The 21,519-nt window shown below is 63.7% G+C and carries 35 protein-coding genes; 34 read left to right on the plus strand and 1 reads right to left on the minus strand.

Annotated elements, in window-relative coordinates:
* Positions 1 to 239: 239 nt before the first annotated feature.
* The 20 genes from rpsJ (at position 240) to rpmD (ending at position 9,606) form a co-directional block, all read left to right on the plus strand.
* Entirely contained in the window at positions 240 to 548 is a 309-nt protein-coding gene (gene rpsJ, locus KO490_RS06985; RefSeq protein WP_216018699.1) for a 30S ribosomal protein S10, read from the plus strand.
* A gap of 10 nt (positions 549 to 558) precedes the next feature.
* A complete protein-coding gene (rplC, locus tag KO490_RS06990; protein ID WP_216018700.1) occupies positions 559 to 1,419 on the plus strand; it encodes a 50S ribosomal protein L3 in 861 nt (286 codons plus the stop codon).
* A complete protein-coding gene (gene rplD / locus KO490_RS06995) occupies positions 1,419 to 2,039 on the plus strand; it encodes a 50S ribosomal protein L4 (RefSeq protein ID WP_216018701.1) in 621 nt (206 codons plus the stop codon). Before rplC ends, rplD begins: the two co-directional genes overlap by 1 nt.
* Positions 2,036 to 2,332 (plus strand): 50S ribosomal protein L23, encoded by a 297-nt coding sequence (locus KO490_RS07000; protein ID WP_216018702.1) that lies wholly within the window; start codon positions 2,036 to 2,038, stop codon positions 2,330 to 2,332. Before rplD ends, KO490_RS07000 begins: the two co-directional genes overlap by 4 nt.
* Before the next feature lie 96 nt (positions 2,333 to 2,428).
* Positions 2,429 to 3,265 (plus strand): 50S ribosomal protein L2, encoded by an 837-nt coding sequence (gene rplB / locus KO490_RS07005; RefSeq protein ID WP_216018703.1) that lies wholly within the window; start codon positions 2,429 to 2,431, stop codon positions 3,263 to 3,265.
* A gap of 3 nt (positions 3,266 to 3,268) precedes the next feature.
* Positions 3,269 to 3,547, plus strand: coding sequence for a 30S ribosomal protein S19 (gene rpsS / locus KO490_RS07010; RefSeq protein ID WP_022708213.1), 279 nt, complete (start codon positions 3,269 to 3,271; stop codon positions 3,545 to 3,547).
* A 5-nt stretch (positions 3,548 to 3,552) separates the two neighbouring features.
* Positions 3,553 to 3,933, plus strand: coding sequence for a 50S ribosomal protein L22 (gene rplV, locus KO490_RS07015; RefSeq protein ID WP_022708214.1), 381 nt, complete (start codon positions 3,553 to 3,555; stop codon positions 3,931 to 3,933).
* Positions 3,933 to 4,649, plus strand: a complete 717-nt coding sequence (gene rpsC, locus KO490_RS07020) for a 30S ribosomal protein S3 (protein WP_022708215.1) — start codon at positions 3,933 to 3,935, stop codon at positions 4,647 to 4,649. The genes rplV and rpsC overlap by 1 nt, the downstream gene beginning before the upstream one ends.
* 12 nt (positions 4,650 to 4,661) lie before the next feature.
* Positions 4,662 to 5,075, plus strand: coding sequence for a 50S ribosomal protein L16 (gene rplP, locus KO490_RS07025; RefSeq protein ID WP_216018704.1), 414 nt, complete (start codon positions 4,662 to 4,664; stop codon positions 5,073 to 5,075).
* Between the two features lie 192 nt (positions 5,076 to 5,267).
* Positions 5,268 to 5,474 (plus strand): 50S ribosomal protein L29, encoded by a 207-nt coding sequence (gene rpmC, locus KO490_RS07030; protein ID WP_216018705.1) that lies wholly within the window; start codon positions 5,268 to 5,270, stop codon positions 5,472 to 5,474.
* An 11-nt stretch (positions 5,475 to 5,485) separates the two neighbouring features.
* Positions 5,486 to 5,731 carry a 30S ribosomal protein S17 gene (gene rpsQ, locus KO490_RS07035; protein WP_216018706.1) on the plus strand — a complete coding sequence of 82 codons (246 nt, stop codon included), beginning with the start codon at positions 5,486 to 5,488 and terminating at the stop codon, positions 5,729 to 5,731.
* A 77-nt stretch (positions 5,732 to 5,808) separates the two neighbouring features.
* The gene (gene rplN, locus KO490_RS07040) at positions 5,809 to 6,177 is read left to right on the plus strand and encodes a 50S ribosomal protein L14 (protein WP_022708219.1); all 369 of its coding nucleotides are present in this window, start codon (positions 5,809 to 5,811) and stop codon (positions 6,175 to 6,177) included.
* A complete protein-coding gene (gene rplX, locus KO490_RS07045) occupies positions 6,177 to 6,482 on the plus strand; it encodes a 50S ribosomal protein L24 (RefSeq protein ID WP_022708220.1) in 306 nt (101 codons plus the stop codon). The genes rplN and rplX overlap by 1 nt, the downstream gene beginning before the upstream one ends.
* Positions 6,482 to 7,042 (plus strand): 50S ribosomal protein L5, encoded by a 561-nt coding sequence (rplE, locus tag KO490_RS07050; RefSeq protein WP_216018707.1) that lies wholly within the window; start codon positions 6,482 to 6,484, stop codon positions 7,040 to 7,042. The genes rplX and rplE overlap by 1 nt, the downstream gene beginning before the upstream one ends.
* Positions 7,043 to 7,061: 19 nt before the next feature.
* Positions 7,062 to 7,367, plus strand: a complete 306-nt coding sequence (rpsN, locus tag KO490_RS07055) for a 30S ribosomal protein S14 (RefSeq protein WP_022708222.1) — start codon at positions 7,062 to 7,064, stop codon at positions 7,365 to 7,367.
* Positions 7,368 to 7,382: 15 nt separating this feature from the next.
* Complete coding sequence (gene rpsH, locus KO490_RS07060) at positions 7,383 to 7,775, plus strand: 30S ribosomal protein S8 (protein ID WP_216018769.1); 393 nt, start codon at positions 7,383 to 7,385, stop codon at positions 7,773 to 7,775.
* A 10-nt stretch (positions 7,776 to 7,785) separates the two neighbouring features.
* A complete protein-coding gene (gene rplF, locus KO490_RS07065) occupies positions 7,786 to 8,319 on the plus strand; it encodes a 50S ribosomal protein L6 (protein ID WP_216018708.1) in 534 nt (177 codons plus the stop codon).
* A 12-nt stretch (positions 8,320 to 8,331) separates the two neighbouring features.
* Positions 8,332 to 8,691, plus strand: coding sequence for a 50S ribosomal protein L18 (gene rplR / locus KO490_RS07070; RefSeq protein WP_216018709.1), 360 nt, complete (start codon positions 8,332 to 8,334; stop codon positions 8,689 to 8,691).
* Between the two features lie 122 nt (positions 8,692 to 8,813).
* A complete protein-coding gene (rpsE, locus tag KO490_RS07075; protein ID WP_216018710.1) occupies positions 8,814 to 9,410 on the plus strand; it encodes a 30S ribosomal protein S5 in 597 nt (198 codons plus the stop codon).
* Between the two features lie 10 nt (positions 9,411 to 9,420).
* Complete coding sequence (gene rpmD / locus KO490_RS07080) at positions 9,421 to 9,606, plus strand: 50S ribosomal protein L30 (RefSeq protein WP_022708227.1); 186 nt, start codon at positions 9,421 to 9,423, stop codon at positions 9,604 to 9,606.
* Between the two features lie 64 nt (positions 9,607 to 9,670).
* Here rpmD and KO490_RS07085 read toward each other — a convergent pair whose 3' ends face one another.
* On the minus strand, positions 9,671 to 10,294 hold the full coding sequence (locus tag KO490_RS07085) for a hypothetical protein (protein ID WP_216018711.1): 624 nt from the start codon (positions 10,292 to 10,294) through the stop codon (positions 9,671 to 9,673).
* Positions 10,295 to 10,482: 188 nt separating this feature from the next.
* On the opposite strand from KO490_RS07085, the gene rplO reads away from it, so the two are divergent.
* The 14 genes from rplO to KO490_RS07155 all read left to right on the plus strand — a co-directional run bounded on the left by rplO (position 10,483) and on the right by KO490_RS07155 (position 21,487).
* On the plus strand, positions 10,483 to 10,959 hold the full coding sequence (gene rplO, locus KO490_RS07090) for a 50S ribosomal protein L15 (protein WP_216018712.1): 477 nt from the start codon (positions 10,483 to 10,485) through the stop codon (positions 10,957 to 10,959).
* A gap of 108 nt (positions 10,960 to 11,067) precedes the next feature.
* Positions 11,068 to 12,438, plus strand: a complete 1,371-nt coding sequence (secY, locus tag KO490_RS07095) for a preprotein translocase subunit SecY (protein WP_216018713.1) — start codon at positions 11,068 to 11,070, stop codon at positions 12,436 to 12,438.
* A 101-nt stretch (positions 12,439 to 12,539) separates the two neighbouring features.
* The gene (locus KO490_RS07100; RefSeq protein WP_216018770.1) at positions 12,540 to 13,130 is read left to right on the plus strand and encodes an adenylate kinase; all 591 of its coding nucleotides are present in this window, start codon (positions 12,540 to 12,542) and stop codon (positions 13,128 to 13,130) included.
* A gap of 155 nt (positions 13,131 to 13,285) precedes the next feature.
* Positions 13,286 to 13,654 (plus strand): 30S ribosomal protein S13, encoded by a 369-nt coding sequence (gene rpsM / locus KO490_RS07105; RefSeq protein ID WP_089344977.1) that lies wholly within the window; start codon positions 13,286 to 13,288, stop codon positions 13,652 to 13,654.
* Positions 13,655 to 13,666: 12 nt separating this feature from the next.
* Positions 13,667 to 14,056 (plus strand): 30S ribosomal protein S11, encoded by a 390-nt coding sequence (gene rpsK, locus KO490_RS07110; protein WP_216018714.1) that lies wholly within the window; start codon positions 13,667 to 13,669, stop codon positions 14,054 to 14,056.
* Positions 14,057 to 14,171: 115 nt separating this feature from the next.
* Positions 14,172 to 15,188: a DNA-directed RNA polymerase subunit alpha gene (locus tag KO490_RS07115; RefSeq protein ID WP_216018715.1), complete on the plus strand. Its 1,017-nt coding sequence runs from the start codon at positions 14,172 to 14,174 to the stop codon at positions 15,186 to 15,188.
* A gap of 114 nt (positions 15,189 to 15,302) precedes the next feature.
* Positions 15,303 to 15,716 carry a 50S ribosomal protein L17 gene (gene rplQ / locus KO490_RS07120; protein WP_216018716.1) on the plus strand — a complete coding sequence of 138 codons (414 nt, stop codon included), beginning with the start codon at positions 15,303 to 15,305 and terminating at the stop codon, positions 15,714 to 15,716.
* 315 nt (positions 15,717 to 16,031) lie between these two features.
* A complete protein-coding gene (locus tag KO490_RS07125; protein WP_216018717.1) occupies positions 16,032 to 16,643 on the plus strand; it encodes an autoinducer binding domain-containing protein in 612 nt (203 codons plus the stop codon).
* Between the two features lie 62 nt (positions 16,644 to 16,705).
* A complete protein-coding gene (locus KO490_RS07130; RefSeq protein ID WP_216018718.1) occupies positions 16,706 to 17,296 on the plus strand; it encodes an acyl-homoserine-lactone synthase in 591 nt (196 codons plus the stop codon).
* Positions 17,297 to 17,358: 62 nt separating this feature from the next.
* The gene (locus KO490_RS07135; RefSeq protein WP_216018719.1) at positions 17,359 to 18,675 is read left to right on the plus strand and encodes a replication-associated recombination protein A; all 1,317 of its coding nucleotides are present in this window, start codon (positions 17,359 to 17,361) and stop codon (positions 18,673 to 18,675) included.
* A gap of 31 nt (positions 18,676 to 18,706) precedes the next feature.
* Entirely contained in the window at positions 18,707 to 19,081 is a 375-nt protein-coding gene (crcB, locus tag KO490_RS07140; RefSeq protein ID WP_216018720.1) for a fluoride efflux transporter CrcB, read from the plus strand.
* Positions 19,078 to 20,124 (plus strand): RluA family pseudouridine synthase, encoded by a 1,047-nt coding sequence (locus KO490_RS07145; protein ID WP_216018721.1) that lies wholly within the window; start codon positions 19,078 to 19,080, stop codon positions 20,122 to 20,124. Before crcB ends, KO490_RS07145 begins: the two co-directional genes overlap by 4 nt.
* Entirely contained in the window at positions 20,121 to 20,777 is a 657-nt protein-coding gene (locus KO490_RS07150; protein ID WP_216018722.1) for an HAD-IA family hydrolase, read from the plus strand. Before KO490_RS07145 ends, KO490_RS07150 begins: the two co-directional genes overlap by 4 nt.
* Positions 20,774 to 21,487 carry an ATP12 family chaperone protein gene (locus tag KO490_RS07155; protein WP_216018723.1) on the plus strand — a complete coding sequence of 238 codons (714 nt, stop codon included), beginning with the start codon at positions 20,774 to 20,776 and terminating at the stop codon, positions 21,485 to 21,487. Before KO490_RS07150 ends, KO490_RS07155 begins: the two co-directional genes overlap by 4 nt.
* Positions 21,488 to 21,519: the final 32 nt, after the last annotated feature.

Raw genomic sequence — 21,519 nt, forward strand, 5'->3', positions numbered from 1 at the left:
GGCCCTTTTTCATGGCGCCAGAGGGCAGGGCAGGGCCGCAACCGCTTGACCGGGGCCGTTCCAGCCTGTAATGGGACGCATCTCCGGTATCGGCCTTGCCGAAAGGTCGAATCGGTAGAACCATGCCGGGCCGCCACCCCTAGGGGCGGCCTGCATTTTTTTATATACGGTCCGAAGCTGGCGCCGCGTGGTGCGCCGTCAGCCTCTCGACTGGAACTCCCCGCAAGAGGGATGTGACGATGCAAAATTCGAATATCCGCATCCGGCTGAAGGCGTTCGATTACCGGGTTCTGGATGCCAGCACCCAGGAAATCGTGAATACCGCCAAGCGTACCGGTGCGACCGTTCGCGGCCCGATTCCGCTGCCGAACAAGATCGAGAAATTCACTGTTCTGCGCGGTCCGCACATCGACAAGAAGTCGCGCGACCAGTGGGAAATCCGCACGCACAAGCGTCTTCTCGACATCGTCGACCCCACCCCGCAGACCGTGGACGCGCTGATGAAGCTCGACCTCGCTGCCGGCGTGGATGTCGAGATCAAGGTGTAAGGAGGCCATCATGCTGCGTACTGGTGTAATCGCCAAGAAACTGGGCATGACGCGTCTCTTCCTGGAAGACGGCCGTCAGGTCCCCGTCACCGTCCTGCAACTGGACGGTCTGCAGGTTGTCGCTCAGCGTACCGCTGATCGCGACGGCTATACCGCCGTTCAGCTGGGCGCCGGTGAAGCCAAGGCCAAGCGCACGACCGCCGCGATGCGCGGTCACTTCGCGAAGGCCTCGGTCGCTCCGAAGCGCAAGATCGCGGAATTCCGCGTCGCCGAAGAGAACCTGATCAACGTCGGTGAAGAGATCACTGCTGACCACTATTTCGAAGGTCAGTATGTCGACATCGCCGGCACCTCGATCGGTAAGGGCTTTGCGGGCGCCATGAAGCGTCACAACTTCGGTGGTCTGCGCGCCTCGCACGGCGTGTCGATCAGCCACCGTTCGCATGGTTCGACCGGCCAGTGCCAGGATCCGGGCAAGGTGTTCAAGGGCAAGAAGATGGCTGGCCATCTTGGTGCCGTCCGCATCACGACCCAGAACCTGCAGGTCGTCCGCACGGATGCCGAGCGTGGTCTGATCATGGTCAAGGGCTCGGTTCCGGGCTCGAAGGGTGGCTGGGTCACCGTCAAGGACGCCGTCAAGAAGGCGACGCCCGAGAACCTGATCTATCCCGCCGCGCTGAAGTCGGCCGCCGACGAAGCCAAGCGCCTTGCCGAGGAAGCAGCCGCACAGGCCGCAGCCGAGGAAGAAGCAGCCCGCAAGGCCGCCGAAGCCGAGGCAGCCGCTGCCGAGGAAGCCGCGCTGAAGGAAGCCGAAGCCTCGATCGAGGCGGACAAGGCTGACGGCGACGCCGCGCCCGAAGGAGACAAGTGATGAAACTCGATGTGATCAAGCTGGACTCCGGCAAGGCCGGGTCGATCGAGCTGGCCGACGAGATCTTTGGGCTGGAGCCGCGCGGCGACATCCTGCAGCGCGTCGTCCGCTGGCAGCGCAACAAGGCGCAGCAGGGGACCCACTCGGTTCTCGGCAAGTCGGACGTCAGCTACTCGACCAAGAAGATCTATCGCCAGAAGGGCACCGGCGGCGCACGCCACGGTTCCAAGAAGGCCCCGATCTTCCGTCACGGTGGTGTCTACAAGGGTCCGACCCCGCGTTCGCACGCCTTCGATCTGCCCAAGAAGGTCCGCGCACTGGGCCTCAAGCACGCCCTGTCGGCGAAAGCCAATGCAGGCGAGCTGGTCGTCGTCGAGGACCTGAACCTCGCCGAAGCCAAGGCGAAGGCCGTTGCCAAGACCGTCAAGGAAAACGGTTGGAAGCGCGTCCTGGTCATCGACGGTACCGAGGTGAACGAGGGCTTTGCCCGCGCCGCCCGCAACGTCGAGGGCGTGGACATCCTGCCGTCGATCGGCGCCAATGTGTATGACATCCTCAAGCGTGATACGCTGGTGATCACGCGCGCGGGTGTCGAAGCTCTGGAGGCTCGCCTGAAATGAGCGCGAAACCCGAACAGTACGACGTGATCGTCAAGCCGATCATCACCGAAAAAGCGACGCTGACCTCGGAGAACAACGGTGTTGTCTTCCAGGTCGCCAAGGATGCCAGCAAGCCGCAGATCAAGGCTGCGGTCGAGGCCCTGTTCGGCGTCAAGGTGAAGGCGGTCAACACGACCATCACCAAAGGCAAGACGAAGCGCTTCCGCGGCCAGCCCGGCCGTCGCAGCGACGTCAAGAAGGCCTATGTCACCCTCGAAGAGGGCAACACTATCGACGTGTCCACCGGACTCTGATAGTAGGTCGCGAATCTGCGGCCCCGGCATTGTCCGGGGCCGCTGATCTTTTGGACGAAACGGACCGCCAGGTCCAAAGCAACGGAAGACAGAAAGATGGCATTGAAGTCGTACAAACCGACTACGCCTGGCCAGCGCGGGCTGGTTCTGATCGACCGTTCGGAGCTTTGGAAAGGTCGCCCCGTCAAATCCCTCACCGAGGGTCTGACGAAGAAGGGCGGCCGGAACAATACCGGACGTGTCACCATGCGCCGCAAGGGCGGTGGGGCGAAGCGCCTGTATCGCATCGTCGATTTCAAGCGTACGAAGCTGGACATCGCAGCGGTGGTCGAGCGTATCGAATACGATCCCAACCGCACGGCGTTCATCGCGCTGATCAAGTATGAAGACGGCGAGCAGGCCTACATCCTTGCTCCTCAGCGTCTTGCAGTCGGCGACAAGGTCGTCGCGGGCAAGAAGGTCGACGTGAAGCCGGGCAACGCCATGCCCTTCAGCGGCATGCCGATCGGTACCATCGTCCACAACGTCGAACTGAAGCCCGGCAAGGGTGGTCAGATCGCGCGTTCGGCCGGTACCTACGCACAGTTCGTCGGCCGCGACGGTGGCTATGCACAGATCCGCCTGTCCTCGGGCGAACTGCGCCTGGTCCGTCAGGAATGCATGGCAACCATGGGTGCCGTGTCGAATGCCGACCACTCGAACCAGAACCTGGGCAAGGCAGGCCGCAACCGTCACAAGGGCATCCGCCCGAGTGTCCGCGGTGTCGCCATGAACCCGATCGACCACCCGCATGGTGGTGGTGAGGGCCGCACTTCGGGTGGCCGTACGCCGGTCACGCCCTGGGGTAAGGATACCAAGGGTAAGAAGACCCGTTCGAACAAGTCGACCGACCAGTACATTCTGCGGTCGCGTCACCAGAAGAAGGGGCGCTAATCTATGGCACGTTCTGTTTGGAAGGGCCCCTTTGTTGACGCCTATGTGCTCAAGAAAGCGGAAAAGGCTCGTGAGTCGGGCAAGTCCGACGTCATCAAGATCTGGTCGCGTCGTTCGACCATCCTGCCGCAATTCGTCGGCCTGACCTTCGGCGTCTACAACGGGCACAAGCACATCCCCGTTGCCGTCAGCGAAGAGATGATCGGCCAGAAGTTCGGTGAATACTCGCCCACGCGCACCTATTACGGTCACGCGGCGGACAAGAAAGCCAAGAGGAAGTAATCGTCATGGGTAAGGAAAACAATCCGCGCCGCGTGGCGGAGAACGAAGCCTTCGCCAAGACGAAGATGCTTCGCACCTCGCCGCAGAAGCTGAACCTCGTGGCTCAGCTGATCCGTGGCAAGAAGGTCGACAAGGCCCTGGCCGACCTGACCTTCTCGCACAAGCGTATCGCGATCGACGTGAAGAAATGCCTTCAGTCGGCCATCGCGAATGCCGAGAACAACCATGGCCTCGACGTCGACAACCTGATCGTCGCCGAAGCCTGGGTCGGCAAGAACCTGGTGATGAAGCGTGGCCGTCCGCGGGCACGTGGTCGTTTCGGCAAGATCATGAAGCCGTTTTCGGAAATCACCATCAAGGTGCGCCAAGTCGAGGAGCAAGCGTAATGGGTCAGAAGGTTAATCCGATTGGCATGCGCCTCCAGGTCAACCGCACCTGGGACAGCCGCTGGTACGCCGACGACAAGGAATACGGCAACCTGCTTCTTGAAGACCTGAAGATCCGGGACTTCATCAAGAAGGAAGCCAAGCAGGCCGGCATCAGCCGCGTCATCATCGAGCGACCCCACAAGAAGTGCCGCGTGACCATCCACGCAGCGCGTCCGGGCGTGATCATCGGCAAGAAAGGCGCGGACATCGAAGTCCTGCGCAAGAAGCTGTCGAACTTCACGAGCAGCGACGTCAACCTGAACATCGTTGAAGTCCGCAAGCCGGAAGTCGACGCCGCTCTGGTCGCCGAATCGATCGCTCAGCAGCTCGAGCGTCGTGTCTCGTTCCGTCGCGCCATGAAGCGCTCGGTCCAGAACGCGATGCGCATGGGTGCGCTTGGCATCCGCGTCAACGTTGCCGGTCGTCTGGGCGGTGCAGAGATCGCGCGGACCGAATGGTACCGCGAAGGCCGCGTGCCGCTGCACACCCTGCGCGCCGATATCGACTATGCACTGGCCGAAGCGTCGACCCCCTACGGGATCATCGGCGTGAAGGTGTGGATCTTCAAGGGCGAGATCATGGAACATGATCCCTCGGCCCGCGAGCGCCGCGCCGCCGAGGCCCAGGAAGGTCCGGCCCCCCGCGGTCCGCGCCGTGATCGCGACGCCCGGTAAGGAGTAACGAACATGCTGCAACCGAAACGGACTAAGTTCCGCAAACAGCACAAGGGCCGTATCCACGGTGCTGCGAAGGGTGGTTTCGACCTCAACTTCGGCTCCTTCGCGCTGAAGGCCATCGAACCCGAGCGTGTGACGGCACGTCAGATCGAAGCGGCCCGCCGCGCGATCACCCGTCACATGAAGCGCCAGGGTCGCGTCTGGATCCGCATCTTCCCGGACCTGCCGGTTTCGTCGAAGCCGACCGAAGTCCGTATGGGTAAGGGTAAAGGCTCGATCGATTTCTGGGCTGCCCGCGTCCACCCGGGCCGGATCATGTTCGAGATCGACGGTGTCAACGACACCATCGCGAAAGAGGCCCTGCGCCTCGGCGCGATGAAGCTGCCGATCAAGACCCGCATCGTCGCCCGCGAAGACTGGTAATCCCGGTCGCACGGACGAAAGCGATGGCCCCGCCGAGAGATCGGCGGGGCTTTCTCCTGGGCCCGCCCCCGAATGGGGTTGCAAAACGGCCCTCGGGCCTGTATGCGCAGGCCTTCATCACGAAACTCCACCGGAATCAGGGTGGCCCTGGGCTTCAGGGGCTCTCCGGTGATGTTGAAAGGAAGAAGCGTCATGGACGCCAAGGAACTGAGCACGAAGACGCCTGACCAGCTGAAGGAACAGCTGGTCGCGCTGAAGAAGGAAGCGTTCAACCTGCGCTTCCAGCAGGCCACCGGCCAGCTCGAGAACACTGCTCGCATGCGCACCGTCCGTCGCGACGTCGCACGTGTGAAGACCATTCTGAACCAGAAAGCGGCGGAAGCCGCGGCCGCGAACTAAGGAGCCGATCCATGCCCAAACGCATCCTGCAAGGCAAGGTCGTCTCGGACAAGAACGACCAGACCGTGACCGTCCTCGTCGAGCGCCGCTTCAAGCACCCGCTGCTGCACAAGACCGTGCGTCTGTCGAAGAAATACCGCGCTCACGACGCGGAGAACCAGTTCAAGGTCGGTGACACTGTCCGCATCATGGAATGTGCACCGGTCTCGAAAACCAAGCGTTGGGCCGTCCTGTCGGACGAAGCCGCCCAGGCGTAAGGTCCATCCGTACTGATCAGACATGATCGAAACCCTGGGGCCGGCAAGGCCGGTCCCCAAAGGTCGGGAGAAACCAAATGATCCAGATGCAGACCAATCTGGATGTCGCTGACAACTCCGGCGCCCGCCGGGTTCAGTGCATCAAGGTCCTGGGTGGTTCGCACCGTCGCTATGCGTCGGTCGGCGACATCATCGTGGTGTCCGTCAAGGAAGCCATTCCCCGGGGCCGGGTCAAGAAGGGTGACGTCCGCAAGGCCGTCGTCGTTCGGACCGCCAAGGAAGTTAATCGCGAAGACGGAACCTCGATCCGCTTCGACCGCAACGCCGCCGTCATCCTGAACAACCAGGGCGAGCCGGTCGGTACCCGTATCTTCGGGCCGGTCGTCCGCGAGCTGCGCGCGAAGAACTTCATGAAGATCATCTCGCTTGCGCCGGAGGTGCTGTAATGGCTGCCAAGCTGAAGAAGGGCGACAAGGTCGTCGTGCTTGCCGGCAAGGACAAGGGCAAGCAGGGTGAAGTGACCGCAGTGTTCCCGAAAGAGAACAAGGCGATCGTGGACGGCGTCAACATGGCCATCCGTCACCAGCGCCAGACCCAGGCCAGCCAGGGCGGTCGCGTGTCGAAGGCAATGCCGATTGACCTCTCCAACCTGTCGCTGATGGACGCGAACGGCAAGGCAACCCGCGTCGGCTTCCGCGAGGAAGACGGCAAGAAGGTGCGCTTCGCCAAGACCACGGGAGACGTGATCTGATGCTCGACGCAACCAAATACACGCCGCGTCTGCGCACGCAGTTCCGCGACACCATCCGTGCCGCTCTCAAGGAAGAGTTCGGCTACAAGAACGACATGCAGATCCCGCGTCTGGAGAAGATCGTTCTGAACATGGGTGTCGGCGAGGCCGTCAAGGACACGAAGAAGGTCAAGCAGGCCGCCGAGGAGCTTTCGCTCATCGCGGGTCAGAAGGCCGTCGTGACCAAGGCGAAGAAGTCGATCGCAGGTTTCCGCGTTCGTGAGGAAATGCCGCTCGGCACGAAAGTGACCCTGCGCGGCGACCGCATGTACGAATTCCTGGATCGCCTGATCAACATCGCAATGCCCCGCGTCCGCGACTTCCGCGGCGTGAAAGGCACGTCCTTCGACGGCCGCGGCAACTATGCGATGGGCCTCAAGGAACACATCGTTTTCCCGGAAATCAACTTCGACAAGGTCGACGAAGTTCTGGGGATGGACATCATCATCTGCACCACCGCGAAGACCGACGCGGAAGCGAAATCGCTGCTGAAGCATTTCAACATGCCGTTCACCAGCTGAGTCGCGGAGGGAAAGAGATATGGCAAAGAAATCCATGATCGAGCGCGAGAAGAAGCGCGAACGTCTGGTTCAGAAGTACGCCGGCAAGCGTGCTGCTCTGAAAGAGGTCATCAACGACCAGTCCCTGCCGATGGAAGAGCGCTTCAAGGCTTCGCTGAAGCTGGCTGAACTGCCGCGCAATTCTTCGGCTACGCGTCTGCACAACCGGTGCCAACTGACCGGTCGTCCGCATGCGTATTACCGCAAACTGAAACTGTCGCGGATCATGCTGCGCGAGCTCGGCTCGAACGGTCAGATCCCCGGCTTGGTCAAGTCCAGCTGGTAAGGGGCAAAAGGCATGATGAACGATCCTCTCGGCGATATGCTGACCCGCATCCGCAATGCGCAGATGCGTGGCAAATCGACCGTCCGCACCCCGGCCAGCAAGCTGCGCGCCTGGGTCCTGGATGTCCTTCAGGGTGAAGGCTACATCCGCGGCTATGAAGAAGTGACGACCGACGCCGGCCACAAGGAGCTGGAAATCGGTCTGAAGTACCACGACGGCACCCCGGTCATCCGGGAACTGTCGCGCGTCTCGAAGCCTGGCCGCCGCGTTTACACCGGCGCCAAGGAAATCCCGCAGGTCCGTCAGGGTCTGGGCGTCTCCATCGTCTCGACCCCCAAGGGCGTCATGTCGGATGCAGCGGCTCGCCACGCCAATGTCGGCGGCGAAGTCCTCTGCACCGTATTCTAAGGAGGGCGGAATGTCTCGGATTGGTAAGAAACCGGTCGAACTGCCCAAGGGCGTGACGGCCGAAATCAACGGCCAGACGGTCGAAGTGAAGGGCCCCAAGGGCGCCCGCAGCTTCACCGCGACCGACGACGTGTCCGTCGCGCTCGAAGAGGGTAGCGTTCGCGTCACTCCGCGCGGCTCGTCCAAGCGGGCTCGTCAGCAGTGGGGCATGACCCGCTCGATGATCGAGAACCTGACCGTCGGCGTCTCGGAGGGCTTCAAGAAGGAGCTCGAGATCCAGGGCGTCGGTTATCGCGCGGCCATGCAGGGCAAGACCCTGAAGCTGTCGCTCGGCTATTCGCACGAGGTGAACTTCGAGACGCCGGAAGGTGTCACGATCACCGCGCCGAAGCAGACCGAGATCGTCGTCGAAGGCATCGACCAGCAGCTGGTCGGCCAGGTTGCGTCGGACATCCGCGAGTGGCGTCGTCCCGAGCCCTACAAGGGCAAGGGCATCCGCTACAAGGGCGAGTATGTCTTCCGCAAGGAAGGCAAGAAGAAGTAAGGGGCGCATGAAATGGCACTGAAAAAGCAAGAGCTGTTCCAGAAGCGCCGCCTGCGCGTCCGGAACAAACTGCGGGCGATGTCCAACGGACGTCCGCGCATGTCCGTCCATCGTTCGTCGAAGAACATCTCGGTGCAGGTCATCGACGACGTTCGCGGCGTGACGCTGGCTTCGGCCAGCACGCTGGAAAAGGACTTCGGCCTGTTCGGCAAGAACAACGTCGAAGCCGCGGCCAAGATCGGCACCGCGATCGCCGAGCGTGCGAAAGCCGCCGGCATCGAGGAAGTCGTCTTCGACCGTGGTGGCTTCATCTTCCACGGCAAGATCAAGGCCCTGGCCGAAGCTGCCCGCGAAGGCGGTCTGAAGTTCTGATTTTGCGGGCGGCGCGGGGCTTTCTCGCGCCGCCCCGATAATCCGGGGGCCGTCCTTCGGGGTGGCCCACCTGGATTGAATTCAACGGCGCCTTTGCTGCGCCAGCTGATAAGGAAAGCCTTATGGCAGAACGTGATAACCGCCGGGGCCGTCGCGACGATCGCGAAGAGACTCCGGAATTCGCCGATCGCTTGGTTGCGATCAACCGCGTTTCGAAAACCGTCAAGGGCGGCAAGCGCTTCGGCTTCGCAGCGCTCGTCGTCGTCGGCGACCAGCGTGGCCGTGTCGGCTTCGGCAAGGGCAAGGCCAAAGAGGTCCCCGAGGCGATCCGCAAGGCCACCGAGCAGGCGAAGCGCGGCATGATCCGCGTCCCGCTGCGCGATGGTCGCACGCTGCATCACGACATCGAGGGCCGTCACGGCGCCGGCAAGGTGATCATGCGGACCGCCGTTCCGGGTACCGGTATCATCGCAGGTGGCCCGATGCGTGCCGTCTTCGAGATGCTGGGCGTCCAGGACGTCGTTGCAAAGTCGCAGGGTTCGCAGAACCCCTACAACATGATCCGTGCAACTCTGGACGGTCTCAAGAAGGAAGCCAGCCCCCGTTCGGTCGCGCAGCGTCGCGGCAAGAAGGTGGCCGACATCCTGCCGAGCCAGGAAAAGGCACCCGAAGCGACCGTTGGCACCGATGCCACCGTGACCTCGGCAGCCGACGCATAAGGAGCGCAGCATGGCCACGATCGTCGTCAAGCAGATCGGTTCGCCGATCCGTCGCCCCGCCATTCAGCGTGAAACGCTGAAGGGCCTGGGTCTGAACAAGATGAACCGCACGCGCGAGCTGGAAGATACCCCGGCAGTGCGCGGCATGGTCGCCAAGATCCCGCATCTTGTGACCATCATCGAAGAAAAGAAGTAATCCTTTTACAGGATTGCCGGAATGGGCGCCCCGCAATCGCGGGGCGTCTTTCGTTATGCGGCCCCTAATCGGCGTTCCGGCAGGCATAGACCGTGCCGCCGACCGCCACGACAGATGCCGCGGCCCCGGTCAGCAGCACGGGGGATGCGGCCACCGTCGCCGCGGCACCGCCCATGGCAGTCAGCGCCGAGGAGATCGCGCCGCCCGTCCCGCTGAGGATCACGGCCCCCGAGCCGTCGGGCAACCGCTCCATCCCGCCGGCGGCCCCCCGCGCCGCGGCGGTGATCGCGCCCGCCGCCCCCTTAGCCGCATTCACCCGTTCGCAGACGGATCGCGACGGTGCGCTGCAGGCGCCCCAGGCGTCGCGTCGGCCCAGGTCGATTCCCAGCACGTCGTCATCTTCACGGCGCAGGCAGAAGGGCGCGCGTTCGGCATCGTCCAGATTGGGCGTGAGCGCACGCAAAACCACGTAGGAGGGGCATTCGTCGCGCCCCAACCGGGTCGCGATGCGCTCTCGTCGGCTGGCGGCCAGGGCCTTCGCCTCGTCCGGGTCATAGGCGAGGGCGACTTCCTTGCCCTCGATCCGGGCGGAACAGAAGACGGGATCGGCCGCAAGGGCGGGCAGGGCGGTCAGCGCGAGAATCGCGGCAGGGGCAAGCGTGTGCATGGAAATCGTCCGATGGGTCATGGTCCCGCTTTGCGGCCAAGCGCGCGGATTTCTCAAGACACAAGCCGGTGAAAGCCCACGGACAGCTTGAATGCCCGCCGCATTGCGCGTATACGCCCCCGGTGCCCGAGGGCACTGACGCAACAAGCAAGAACAGCCGTGTCCGCCTCGTATTCGCTTCGGGGGCGCGTCCGGCAAGGAGAAGCGATATGAAACTGCACGAAATTCGTGACAACGAAGGCGCGAACCGCACCAAGAAGCGCGTCGCGCGCGGCCCGGGTTCGGGCAAGGGCAAGATGGCCGGCCGTGGTATCAAGGGTCAGAAGTCGCGTTCGGGCGTCGCCCTGAACGGCTACGAGGGTGGCCAGATGCCGCTCTATCGTCGTCTGCCGAAGCGTGGCTTCACCGCACCGAACGCCAAGAAATTCGCCGTCGTGAACCTGGGCCAGATCCAGTCCTTCATCGACGCGGGCAAGATCGACGCATCGGCCGAACTGACCGAAGACGCGCTGGTCGCCTCGGGTCTGGTCCGCCGCAAGCTGGACGGCATCCGCCTGCTGGCGAAAGGCGAACTGAAGGCCGGTCTGACGATCGCCGTGACCGGCGCGTCGAAAACCGCCGTCGAGGCCGTCGAGAAGGCCGGTGGCAAGGTCTCGCTGCCCGCAGAAGCCGCGGCAGCCGAATAAGCTGTTGATCGGGGCAGTTCGGCCCCATAGACAGAATTCAGGTTTTCTGGCGCCGCCGGCCCCCGAAATACGGGTCGGCGGCGCTGTCATGACACGGGACGGATACTCATGGCGTCAGCCGCAGAACAGATGGCCGCGAACCTTTCCTGGGCTCAGCTGGGCAAGGCCACGGAACTTCGCCAGCGGATCTGGTTCACGATCGGCGTGCTGATCATGTACCGCATCGGGACCTATATCCCGGTGCCGGGCATCGATGGCGCGGCACTCCGCAATTTCATGGAACAGGCACAGTCCGGCATCGGCGGGATGCTGTCGATGTTCACGGGCGGCGCCCTGGGCCGCATGGGCGTCTTTGCCCTGGGCATCATGCCCTACATCTCGGCCTCGATCATCGTCCAGCTGCTGACCTCGATGGTCCCGGCGCTGGAGCAGCTGAAGAAAGAGGGCGAGCAGGGCCGCAAGAAGATCAACCAGTACACCCGCTACGGCACGGTCGCGCTGGCGCTGTTCCAGGCCTACGGTCTGGCACGCAGCCTGGAGGCGGGCGGCCTGGCGCATGATCCGGGCCTGTTCTTCCAGGCCGCCGTGGTCATCACGCTGGTGGGCGGCACGATGTTCCTGATGTGGCTGGGCGAGCAGATCACCGCGCGCGGGATCGGCAACGGCATCAGCCTGATCATCTTCGTCGGCATCCTGGCCGAGATCCCGGCCGCGATCGCGAACTTCTTCCAGCAGGGCCGCACCGGCGCGATCTCGACGGGGACCATCCTCTTCGTCATCGTGATGCTGATCGCGGTCATCGGCTTCGTGGTCTTCATGGAGCGTGCGCTGCGCAAGATCCGCATCCAGTACCCGCGGCGCCAGGTCGGCATGAAGGTCTATGACGGCCAGTCCAGCCACCTGCCGGTCAAGGTCAACCCCGCAGGCGTGATCCCCGCGATCTTCGCAAGCTCGCTGCTGCTGCTGCCTGTCACGATCTCGACCTTCTCGGGTGGCGAAACCGGTCCGGTGATGTCGATCATCCTAGCCTATTTCGGTCCGGGACAGCCGCTCTATCTGCTGTTCTTCGCGTCGATGATCGTGTTCTTCACGTATTTCTACACGCAGAACGTGTCGTTCAAGACGGACGAGGTGGCCGACAACCTGAAGAATCAGGGCGGCTTCATTCCGGGCATCCGTCCGGGCAAGCGGACGCAGGAATATCTCGATTACGTCGTGAACCGCGTGCTGGTCATCGGTTCGGCCTATCTTGCGCTGGTCTGCCTGATGCCCGAGATCCTGCGCACCCAGCTGTCGATCCCGGTCTATCTGGGGGGCACGTCGGTGCTGATCGTGGTGTCGGTGACCATGGACACGATCAACCAGGTCCAGAGCCATCTTCTTGCGCATCAGTACGAAGGGCTGATTGAGAAATCCCAGTTGCGTGGTAAACGGAAACCCGGGACCGCGAAGCCGCGCCGCGCACCGGCGCGTCGCTGAACCGAAGAAGGCAGACGCGGCGGGCGCATCACTGCGCCCGTTTGCATGAATAGAACGGGCCGCAGGACAGGGCGGCCAGTGGGGGACAGAACGCCATGACCATCAACATCATCCTTCTCGGCCCTCCGGGTGCGGGCAAGGGAACCCAGGCCCGCCGTCTTGTCGAAGATCGGGGCATGGTGCAGCTTTCGACCGGCGACATGCTGCGCGCCGCCCGCACCTCGGGGACCGAGATGGGCAAGCTGGTCGCGGACGTCATGGACCGCGGCGAACTGGTCACCGACGAGATCGTCATCGGCCTGATCCGCGAGAAGCTGGAAGAGGGTGGCAACGGCTTCATCTTCGACGGCTTCCCGCGCACGCTGGCGCAGGCGGACGCCCTGGGCGAGCTGCTGGACGAGATGGGCATGAAGCTGGACGCCGCGGTCGAGCTGAAGGTCGATGACGAGGCGCTGGTCGCCCGCATCGTCAAGCGCGCCGAGGAATCGCTGGCGGCGGGCGAACCGGTCCGCAAGGACGACACCCCCGAGGTCTTCGCCGATCGCCTGCGCGAATACTACAAGAAGACCGCGCCGCTGCTCGGCTACTACTATGCCATGGGCGATCTGCGGCAGGTGGACGGCATGGCCGCCATGGACGATGTGGCCGCCCAGATCCAGGCCAGCCTGAGCGATGAGGTCGCGCAGGCTTGACCTTGAACGAGAGTGCCGATACAGCACGACATCTCGTGAGAGAATCACCTGCCTTGGCGGGTGGACCAAAGTACGGCCCGAAGGCATGGCTTTCGGGCCTTGCGTTGTGAAAAAAGGTTCCGGGGCTACGGAACCGCAACAGAAAAGGAAAACGCGTGGCACGTATCGCTGGCGTCAACATTCCGACGGGGAAACGCGTCCCCATCGCACTGACCTATATCCACGGCATCGGCCCGATGTTCGCAGAACAGATCTGCGAAGCCGTCGGCATCGATCGCACCCGTCGCGTGAACGAACTGTCGGACGCCGAAGTCCTGCAGATGCGTGAATACATCGACGCCAACCTGACCGTCGAAGGCGATCTGCGCCGCGAAGTTCAGATGAACGTCAAGCGCATGATGGATCTCGGTTCCTATCGTGGCCTGCGCCACCGTCGCGGCCTTCCGGTCCGCGGTCAGCGCACCCATACCAATGCCCGCACCCGCAAGGGCCCGGCCAAGCCGATCGCCGGCAAGAAGAAGTAAGGGGGCTCCGATATGGCACGTGATAAAACCCGCATGAAGCGCAAAGAGCGCAAGAACATCGCCACCGGCGTTGCTCATGTCAACTCGAGCTTCAACAACACCAAGATCCTGATCTCGGACGTCCAGGGCAACGCGATCTCGTGGTCGTCGGCCGGCACGATGGGCTTCAAGGGCTCGCGCAAGTCGACCCCCTATGCCGCCCAGATGGCTGCCGAAGATGCAGGCCGCAAGGCGCAGGAACATGGCGTCCGCACCTTGGAAGTCGAAGTTCAGGGCCCCGGTTCGGGTCGTGAATCGGCCCTTCGCGCACTGGCAGCTGCCGGCTTCAACATCACGGCAATCCGTGACGTGACGCCGATCGCCCATAACGGCTGCCGCCCGCCGAAGCGTCGTCGCGTCTGATTTCGGATCATCGCTGCCCTGTCCGCGCGGGTTTCGTGCGGGCGGGGATTTCGTATTTCACCTCGGGCGTTTCCGACCTTGGTCATGGGACGGGAACAGGTATGGAGGCAAGTCCATGATCCACAAGAATTGGGCCGAACTGATCAAGCCGACCCAGCTGGTCGTCAAGCCGGGCGCCGACGCGACCCGGACTGCGACGCTGGTCGCGGAACCGCTCGAGCGTGGCTTCGGCCTGACGCTCGGCAACGCGCTGCGGCGCGTGCTGCTGTCGTCGCTTCAGGGCGCGGCCATCACCTCGGTCCAGATCGACAACGTCCTGCATGAATTCAGCAGCGTTGCCGGCGTCCGCGAGGATGTCACCGACATCGTGCTGAACCTCAAGGGCGTCACGCTGAAGATGGAAGTCGAAGGGCCCAAGCGCCTGACGCTCCAGGCCAAGGGCCCGGGCGAGGTCAAGGCCGGCGACATCCAGGAAACCAACGGCATCACCATCCTGAACCGCGATCACGTGATCTGCCATCTGGATGACGGCGCCGAGCTGAATGTCGAACTGACGGTCATGACCGGCAAGGGCTATGTCGCGGCGGACAAGAACCGCCCGGACGACGCCCCCATCGGCCTGATCCCGATCGACGCGATCTTCTCGCCGGTGAAGCGCGTCAGCTACGAGGTCCAGCCGACCCGCGAAGGTCAGGTTCTGGACTATGACAAGCTGACCATGAAGATCGAGACGGACGGTTCGCTGACCCCCGAGGATGCCGTGGCCTTCGCAGCCCGCATCGTCCAGGACCAGCTGTCGGTCTTCGTCAACTTCGACGAACCCGAGGCCGCAAGCCGCCAGGACAGCGACGACGGTCTGGAATTCGATCCGCGCCTTCTCAAGAAGGTGGACGAGCTGGAACTGTCGGTGCGTTCGGCCAACTGCCTCAAGAACGACAACATCGTCTATATCGGCGATCTGATCCAGAAGACCGAAGCCGAGATGCTCCGCACCCCGAACTTCGGCCGCAAGTCGCTGAACGAGATCAAGGAAGTGCTCTCGGGCATGGGCCTGCATCTGGGGATGGATGTCGTGGATTGGCCGCCGGAGAACATCGAAGATCTGGCCAAGCGTTTCGACGACCAGTTCTGACGAATTCGGGCGGGGGCCCATGGTCCCCGTCCGCATATGGGCCCTGTGCCCCAAGGAGAGCGGTCCGCACGCATGGATCGCCGGACAAAGTAAAAGACGTCAAGGAGATATATCATGCGTCACGCACGTGGTTACCGCCGCCTCAACCGCACCCATGAACACCGCAAGGCGCTGTTCGCCAACATGGCCGGCTCGCTGATCGAGCACGAGCAGATCAAGACGACCCTTCCGAAAGCGAAGGAACTGCGTCCGATCGTCGAGAAGCTGATCACGCTTGCCAAGCGCGGCGATCTGCACGCCCGCCGCCAGGCCGCCTCGCAGCTGAAGCAGGACCAGTATGTCGCCAAGCTGTTCGACATCCTGGGCGAGCGTTACAAGGATCGTCAGGGCGGCTACGTCCGCATCCTGAAGGCCGGCTTCCGTTACGGCGACATGGCCCCGATGGCGATCATCGAGTTCGTGGACCGCGACACCTCGGCCAAAGGTGCGGCAGATCGTGCCCGCCTCGAGGCAGAAGCGGAAGAATAAGCCGACTGCGCCAAGGCGCGTCGGATGGACCCCGAAGCCATGCTTCGGGGTCTTTTCTTTGGGCAGCCACGATTTTCTTGGCCCAGACTACGCTACGTAAGGTATGGATATCCCCCGGAACACAGCTTTGCTGATGAATGTTCCGCGTATATCATCGAAAGATTGCAAAGGCCGCAGATGTGGCACACAGCATGATGTCTTGGGGAGGAGGATGGTTTTGCGCCTGATTGCAGTTGGATTAACCAATTCGCAACATAATTCGCCGATGGTCACATTGGCGGTTGACCGAAACACATTCAAGTTGCCTAAAAAGCCATGTCATCTCGTGCAGACATAAACGCTGGTCTTCAGAAACTGGGGCGGATCGCCCCGGCAGGCTATTTCGTCGGCCTGCATATCCGTTTCGCCGCGCCGCTGATGCAGTTCCAGACCTATTCCGAGGAATGGTCCGAGTTCTATTCGCTCAACGGATATGCGCTGCGCGACCCCACCATCGCCTGGGGTTTCTCGACGACCGGGGCGTGCCGCTGGTCGGCGCTTCCCATCCCCGATCCGTTCAACATCCTGCGGGATGCGGCGGATCACGGGCTGATCTTCGGGCTGACCGTCTCGCACGGGCCCATCGCATCGCGGACGATCGCAAGCTTTGCGCGCGACGACCGCGAATTCACGGATATCGAGATCCAACAGGTCTCGACGACGGTCAGGCAGCTTCACGATATTACCGAGCCGCCTGAGAGCCTCACGAAGGCTCAGAAAGATGCCCTTCGTTGCATTGCGGAAGGCGATCGTCACGCAGCGGCTGCGGCCAAGCTCGGAATTACCGAAAGCGCGTTCAAGGCGCGGCTTATTTCCGTAAGGGAGCGTCTGAAGGCGCGAACCACGGCCGAAGCCCTGCAACGTGCCAAGGAATATCGACTGCTGTAGGATGTGTCGTCTGGGGGTCCGTGATCGGCGGGGGGACCAATGTTCACCTCAGGAGCGCCACGATGCAGACCACCACACTTTCCTTCTCCAACCTCCACAACCATGGCGAGCTTTTCGCCAATCTGTTTCGCGCCAGAAAGCAGAGCTTCATCGTTCAGAAGAACTGGGATCTGCCCGAAGCGGACGATATGGAATTCGACCAGTACGACACGCCCCAGAGCCGCTGGATCGCGATCCATGACCATACCGAGGTTCTGGCCGGCATCCGCCTGACCCCCACCACGGCCCGCTGCGGGATCTACAGCTACATGATCCGCGACGCGCAGGAAGGCGTCCTGGGCGGTTCGATCCCGCAGGATCTGCTGTATGACAAGGCCCCGGTGGACCCCTATGTCTGGGAATGCTCGCGCGTGTTCGTCAGCCACTCGATCCCCCAGAGCGCGCGTCGCCGCGTGCATTTCAAGATGGTCGAGGCCATGACCGGTTCGGCACGCGAACTGGGGGCGACGCAGCTGATCGCCCTGACGGGTGGAAACTGGGAACGGTGGTACGGTCGCTGCGGCCTGTCTGCGCATGCGCTCGGGCCGGTGCTGTGGATCGACGACGGTGAATTCCAATGCGTGTCCATCGATCTCAGCACGAAGATGCACTGATCTGCGACTTGTCCGGGGCGGGGGGCTGTCGCAGCCTCCGCGCCGTGCTTAGATAGGCCATCATGGCCGATCTGTTCGACAGCAAAGACGACCCGCAACCCCCGACCCGATCGGGGGTCCGACCCCTTGCGGACCGCATCCGTCCCACCAGCCTGTCCGAGGTGATCGGCCAGGCCCATGTGCTGGGGGCCGACGGGCCCCTTGGCAGCATGCTGGCGGCGGACAGCCTGTCATCGGTGATCTTCTGGGGTCCGCCCGGCGTGGGCAAGACCACCATCGCAAGGCTTCTGGCGACCGAGACCGACCTGGCCTTCGTCCAGATCAGCGCGATCTTTTCCGGGGTGCCCGAATTGCGCAAGGTCTTCGACGCGGCCAAGCTGCGCCGCAGGCAGGGGCAGGGCACATTGCTGTTCGTGGACGAAATCCACCGCTTCAACCGTGCGCAGCAGGACAGTTTTCTTCCCCATATGGAGGACGGGACGATCCTGCTGGTGGGCGCCACGACCGAAAACCCGTCATTCGAACTGAACGCCGCACTTCTGTCGCGGTCGCAGGTGATCGTCCTGCAGCGGCTGTCCCTGGCCGAACTGGAGCTGATGGCACAGCGCGCCGAACGCGAGCTGGGCCGCAAGCTGCCCCTGACCGCACCTGCCCGCGAGGCCCTGCTGGAGATGGCCGATGGCGACGGTCGCGCCGCGCTGAACCTGATCGAGCAGGTCGCCGCATGGCGTGGCGATGCCGTGCTGGGCCCCGACGAGATGGCGCAGCGCCTGCAGCGCCGGGCGATCAAGTACGACAAGTCGGGGGATGAACATTACAACCTGATCTCGGCGCTGCACAAATCGGTCCGTGGCAGCGATCCCGACGCGGCGCTGTACTGGCTGGCGCGGATGCTGGAGGGGGGCGAGGATCCGCGATACCTTGCGCGCCGCATCACCCGCATGGCGGTCGAGGATATCGGCCTGGCCGATCCCGCAGCGCAGCGCCACTGTCTCGATGCCTGGGCGCTTTATGAACGGCTGGGCAGCCCCGAGGGGGAACTGGCGCTGGCGCAGGCCGTGATCTATCTCGCGCTCGCGCCCAAATCCAATGCGGGATACGCGGCCTACAAGGCTTCGCGCGCCGAGGCGAAGCGCACCGGCAGCCTGATGCCGCCCGCCCATATCATGAACGCGCCGACGCAGCTGATGAAGGATCAGGGCTATGGCCTGGGCTATGCCTATGACCACGACGCCGAGGATGGTTTCAGCGGCCAGAACTATTTCCCGGACGGAATGAAGCGGCCCGTGCTCTACACTCCGGTCGAACGCGGTTTCGAGCGGGAGCTGAAACGCCGTCTGGACTGGTTCGTGGGCCAGCGTTTGAAGCGCGGCGGTTGACTTTGGCGGCCAAGGGGAACAGAGCCACGTGATGATGAACCCTTACCTTCAGGTGGCGATCGGCGGTGCGACGGGCGCGATGATGCGCTTTGCCGTCACGCGGTGGATGCCGTGGCACGGTGCGCATTTCCCGGTGGCGACGCTGACCGTGAACGTGCTGGGCAGCCTTGCGATGGGACTGCTGGCGGCTGCCTTCGCGCATCGTTTCGGCAACCAGTTCGCACCTTTGCTGCTGACAGGCCTTCTGGGCGGGTTCACGACATTTTCGGCCTTCTCGCTGGATGCGCTGACGCTGTACGAGCGTGGGCAGCATCTGGGGGCGGGCATTTACGTGCTGGTCTCGGTCATGCTGTCGCTTGCGGCGGTCATTGCGGGGCTGGCAGCCGGACGAGGGTTATTCGCATGAGCGGCGTTCAGACGATCCGCATCGGCCAGGACGAGGGCGATCAGCGCCTCGATCGCTGGCTGAAGAAGAAGTTTCCGCAACTGACGCAGGGCGCGGTCGAGAAGATGTGCCGCACCGGCCAGCTTCGCGTCGATGGCGGTCGGGTCAAGGCCGCGACGCGCCTTGAAGAGGGGCAGGAGGTCCGCATTCCCCCGCTGCCCGACGACCGGCCCGCGCCGCCGGCTGCCGGACCGCGCGTGGCGGGGTCCGATGCGCAGATGATCCAGGCGGCCGTCCTGTGGAAGGACGAGCACATCATCGCGCTGAACAAGCCGCCGGGGCTGCCCAGTCAGGGTGGCAGCGGTCAGGGCAGCCGTCACGTGGACGGCCTGACGCCCGCGTTGATGTTCGGCTACAAGGACCGGCCCAAGCTGGTGCACCGGCTGGACAAGGATACCTCGGGCATCCTGCTGCTGGCGCGGACCGACCGCGTGGCCCGCGCCCTGTCCGAGGCGTTCCGCAACCGCACCACGCGCAAGATCTACTGGGCCGCGGTCGCGGGCACGCCGAACCCGCGCATGGGCACGATCCGCTATGGCCTGGTCAAGGCACCGGGCCATGGACGCGGCGGCGAGGGCGAGAAGATGATGGCCATCCATCCCCGCGACATCGACGCGACCGAGGGCGCCAAGCGCGCGACCACGGATTACGCCGTTCTCGACGCGCTCGGGACACGGGCCAGCTGGTGTGCGCTGGTGCCGATCACGGGACGGACCCATCAGCTGCGCGCGCATATGGCCGAGCTGGGCCATCCCATCGTGGGCGACGGCAAGTATGGCGGTTCGGGCCAGGAGAACCTGGGCGACGGCTGGGGCGCCCAGCTGGGAGGAGAGATCAGCCGCAAGCTGCATCTGCACGCCCGCAGCCTGTCCTTCGATCACCCGATCACCAAGAAGCGCATCACGCTGACCGCGCCCTTGCCCGATCACATGGCGCGGACGTGGAAGACGCTCGGCTGGCACGAGAACGACGTTCCGGCGGATCCCTTCGCGGACGACGAATGAGGCTGGTCGTCTTCGACGTGGACGGCACGCTGATCGACAGCCAGTCCCATATCCACCGTTCGATGACGAAGGCATTCGAGGGGGCGGGTCTTCCGCCCCTTCCCAAGGCGCGGGTCCTGTCCATCGTCGGGCTGTCCCTGCCGGTGGCCGTGGCAGAGCTCGTCCCCGATCTCGACCCCGCGACCCGCGACCGGATCGTCAAGGGCTACAAGCAGGCCTTCATGGCTGCGCGCAAGGAAAGCCCTGCGCCGCTCTATGACGGTGCGCGCGAATGCCTGGACCTGCTGGGCGCGCGCGACGATCTGATGCTGGCGGTGGCCACGGGCAAGTCGCGCCGCGGTCTCGATGCGATGATCGAGGCGCATGGCCTTCAGAACAGGTTCCTCAGCCTGCAGACGGCGGACGGGCATCCCTCGAAGCCGCATCCCGCGATGCTGATGGCGGCCATGTCGGAATGCGGGGCCGATGCGGACCGCACCGCCATGATCGGCGATACCAGCTTCGACATGCAGATGGCGCGCGGGGCAGGGGCCACGGGAATCGGCGTGGCCTGGGGATATCACGACAGCGACCTGCTGCGGCAGGCGGGCGCGGCGCGGATCGCGCCCGATTTCGCGCAACTGGAACGGATCATAGGAGAATGGGCGGCATGAGCGAATGGAAGGCGCGTCGTTTCTGGAAGGCGGCAGGCATCCGCGAGACCGGCGAGGGATGGGAGGTCGCGCTGGACGATCGCCCCCTGCGCACGCCGGGCAAGCAGGCGCTGATCCTTCCGACCGAGGATCTGGCCCTTGCCGTCGCCGCCGAATGGGACGCCCAGGAGGACGAGATTCGTCCCCAGTCCATGCCACTGACCCGCGCCGCCAATTCCGCCATCGAGAAGGTGACCCCGCAATTCGCAGGTGTCGCTTCGATGCTTGCCGAATATGCGGGCACCGATCTGCTGTCCTATCGGGCAGGCGATCCGCGCGAACTGGTCGAGCTGCAGGCGCAGGGCTGGGATCCGATCATCGATTGGGCGGCCACCCGATTTGACGCGCGGCTGGTCGTGACCACGGGCGTGATCCCCGTCGCGCAGGATCCCGTCGCGCTTGCGCGGCTGGCGCGGGCGACCGCGGCGTTGGACGTCTTCGGCCTTACTGCGCTGCACGATCTGGTCACGCTGCCGGGTTCGCTGCTGCTGGGACTTGCCGTGATCGAGGGCCGGATCGACGCCGCCGAGGCGCATGCGCTGTCGCGCATCGACGAGGAATACCAGATCCGCCAATGGGGCGAGGACGAGGAAGCGCGCGAGGCGGCCGACGGTCGGCTGCTGGCGATGCAGGATGCAGAACGTCTGTGGGGGCTGTCGCGGCGGGATTGAAACGCAGCCGATGCTTGACGCAGCATCTTGTA

The sequence above is a fragment of the Paracoccus sp. C2R09 genome, from assembly GCF_018860625.1.
Taxonomy (GTDB): domain Bacteria; phylum Pseudomonadota; class Alphaproteobacteria; order Rhodobacterales; family Rhodobacteraceae; genus Paracoccus.

What these genes read in the sequence shown, in the direction of transcription:
- rplX (WP_022708220.1), top strand. Translation starts at nt 6,177, where the DNA reads ATGGCTGCCAAGCTGAAGAAGGGCGACAAGGTCGTCGTGCTTGCCGGC.
- crcB (WP_216018720.1), top strand. Translation starts at nt 18,707, where the DNA reads ATGATGAACCCTTACCTTCAGGTGGCGATCGGCGGTGCGACGGGCGCG.
- rplR (WP_216018709.1), top strand. Translation starts at nt 8,332, where the DNA reads ATGGCACTGAAAAAGCAAGAGCTGTTCCAGAAGCGCCGCCTGCGCGTC.
- rpsJ (WP_216018699.1), top strand. Translation starts at nt 240, where the DNA reads ATGCAAAATTCGAATATCCGCATCCGGCTGAAGGCGTTCGATTACCGG.
- rpsH (WP_216018769.1), top strand. Translation starts at nt 7,383, where the DNA reads ATGAACGATCCTCTCGGCGATATGCTGACCCGCATCCGCAATGCGCAG.
- rplP (WP_216018704.1), top strand. Translation starts at nt 4,662, where the DNA reads ATGCTGCAACCGAAACGGACTAAGTTCCGCAAACAGCACAAGGGCCGT.
- rplO (WP_216018712.1), top strand. Translation starts at nt 10,483, where the DNA reads ATGAAACTGCACGAAATTCGTGACAACGAAGGCGCGAACCGCACCAAG.
- rplQ (WP_216018716.1), top strand. Translation starts at nt 15,303, where the DNA reads ATGCGTCACGCACGTGGTTACCGCCGCCTCAACCGCACCCATGAACAC.
- KO490_RS07145 (WP_216018721.1), top strand. Translation starts at nt 19,078, where the DNA reads ATGAGCGGCGTTCAGACGATCCGCATCGGCCAGGACGAGGGCGATCAG.
- rpmD (WP_022708227.1), top strand. Translation starts at nt 9,421, where the DNA reads ATGGCCACGATCGTCGTCAAGCAGATCGGTTCGCCGATCCGTCGCCCC.
- rpsK (WP_216018714.1), top strand. Translation starts at nt 13,667, where the DNA reads ATGGCACGTGATAAAACCCGCATGAAGCGCAAAGAGCGCAAGAACATC.
- rplV (WP_022708214.1), top strand. Translation starts at nt 3,553, where the DNA reads ATGGGTAAGGAAAACAATCCGCGCCGCGTGGCGGAGAACGAAGCCTTC.
- KO490_RS07085 (WP_216018711.1), bottom strand. Translation starts at nt 10,294, where the DNA reads ATGACCCATCGGACGATTTCCATGCACACGCTTGCCCCTGCCGCGATT.
- rpmC (WP_216018705.1), top strand. Translation starts at nt 5,268, where the DNA reads ATGGACGCCAAGGAACTGAGCACGAAGACGCCTGACCAGCTGAAGGAA.
- rplE (WP_216018707.1), top strand. Translation starts at nt 6,482, where the DNA reads ATGCTCGACGCAACCAAATACACGCCGCGTCTGCGCACGCAGTTCCGC.
- rplB (WP_216018703.1), top strand. Translation starts at nt 2,429, where the DNA reads ATGGCATTGAAGTCGTACAAACCGACTACGCCTGGCCAGCGCGGGCTG.
- KO490_RS07000 (WP_216018702.1), top strand. Translation starts at nt 2,036, where the DNA reads ATGAGCGCGAAACCCGAACAGTACGACGTGATCGTCAAGCCGATCATC.
- KO490_RS07150 (WP_216018722.1), top strand. Translation starts at nt 20,121, where the DNA reads ATGAGGCTGGTCGTCTTCGACGTGGACGGCACGCTGATCGACAGCCAG.
- KO490_RS07130 (WP_216018718.1), top strand. Translation starts at nt 16,706, where the DNA reads ATGCAGACCACCACACTTTCCTTCTCCAACCTCCACAACCATGGCGAG.
- KO490_RS07125 (WP_216018717.1), top strand. Translation starts at nt 16,032, where the DNA reads ATGTCATCTCGTGCAGACATAAACGCTGGTCTTCAGAAACTGGGGCGG.
- KO490_RS07155 (WP_216018723.1), top strand. Translation starts at nt 20,774, where the DNA reads ATGAGCGAATGGAAGGCGCGTCGTTTCTGGAAGGCGGCAGGCATCCGC.
- rpsS (WP_022708213.1), top strand. Translation starts at nt 3,269, where the DNA reads ATGGCACGTTCTGTTTGGAAGGGCCCCTTTGTTGACGCCTATGTGCTC.
- rpsC (WP_022708215.1), top strand. Translation starts at nt 3,933, where the DNA reads ATGGGTCAGAAGGTTAATCCGATTGGCATGCGCCTCCAGGTCAACCGC.
- rpsE (WP_216018710.1), top strand. Translation starts at nt 8,814, where the DNA reads ATGGCAGAACGTGATAACCGCCGGGGCCGTCGCGACGATCGCGAAGAG.
- rplD (WP_216018701.1), top strand. Translation starts at nt 1,419, where the DNA reads ATGAAACTCGATGTGATCAAGCTGGACTCCGGCAAGGCCGGGTCGATC.
- rplC (WP_216018700.1), top strand. Translation starts at nt 559, where the DNA reads ATGCTGCGTACTGGTGTAATCGCCAAGAAACTGGGCATGACGCGTCTC.
- rplF (WP_216018708.1), top strand. Translation starts at nt 7,786, where the DNA reads ATGTCTCGGATTGGTAAGAAACCGGTCGAACTGCCCAAGGGCGTGACG.
- KO490_RS07115 (WP_216018715.1), top strand. Translation starts at nt 14,172, where the DNA reads ATGATCCACAAGAATTGGGCCGAACTGATCAAGCCGACCCAGCTGGTC.
- rpsN (WP_022708222.1), top strand. Translation starts at nt 7,062, where the DNA reads ATGGCAAAGAAATCCATGATCGAGCGCGAGAAGAAGCGCGAACGTCTG.
- secY (WP_216018713.1), top strand. Translation starts at nt 11,068, where the DNA reads ATGGCGTCAGCCGCAGAACAGATGGCCGCGAACCTTTCCTGGGCTCAG.
- rplN (WP_022708219.1), top strand. Translation starts at nt 5,809, where the DNA reads ATGATCCAGATGCAGACCAATCTGGATGTCGCTGACAACTCCGGCGCC.
- rpsQ (WP_216018706.1), top strand. Translation starts at nt 5,486, where the DNA reads ATGCCCAAACGCATCCTGCAAGGCAAGGTCGTCTCGGACAAGAACGAC.
- KO490_RS07135 (WP_216018719.1), top strand. Translation starts at nt 17,359, where the DNA reads ATGGCCGATCTGTTCGACAGCAAAGACGACCCGCAACCCCCGACCCGA.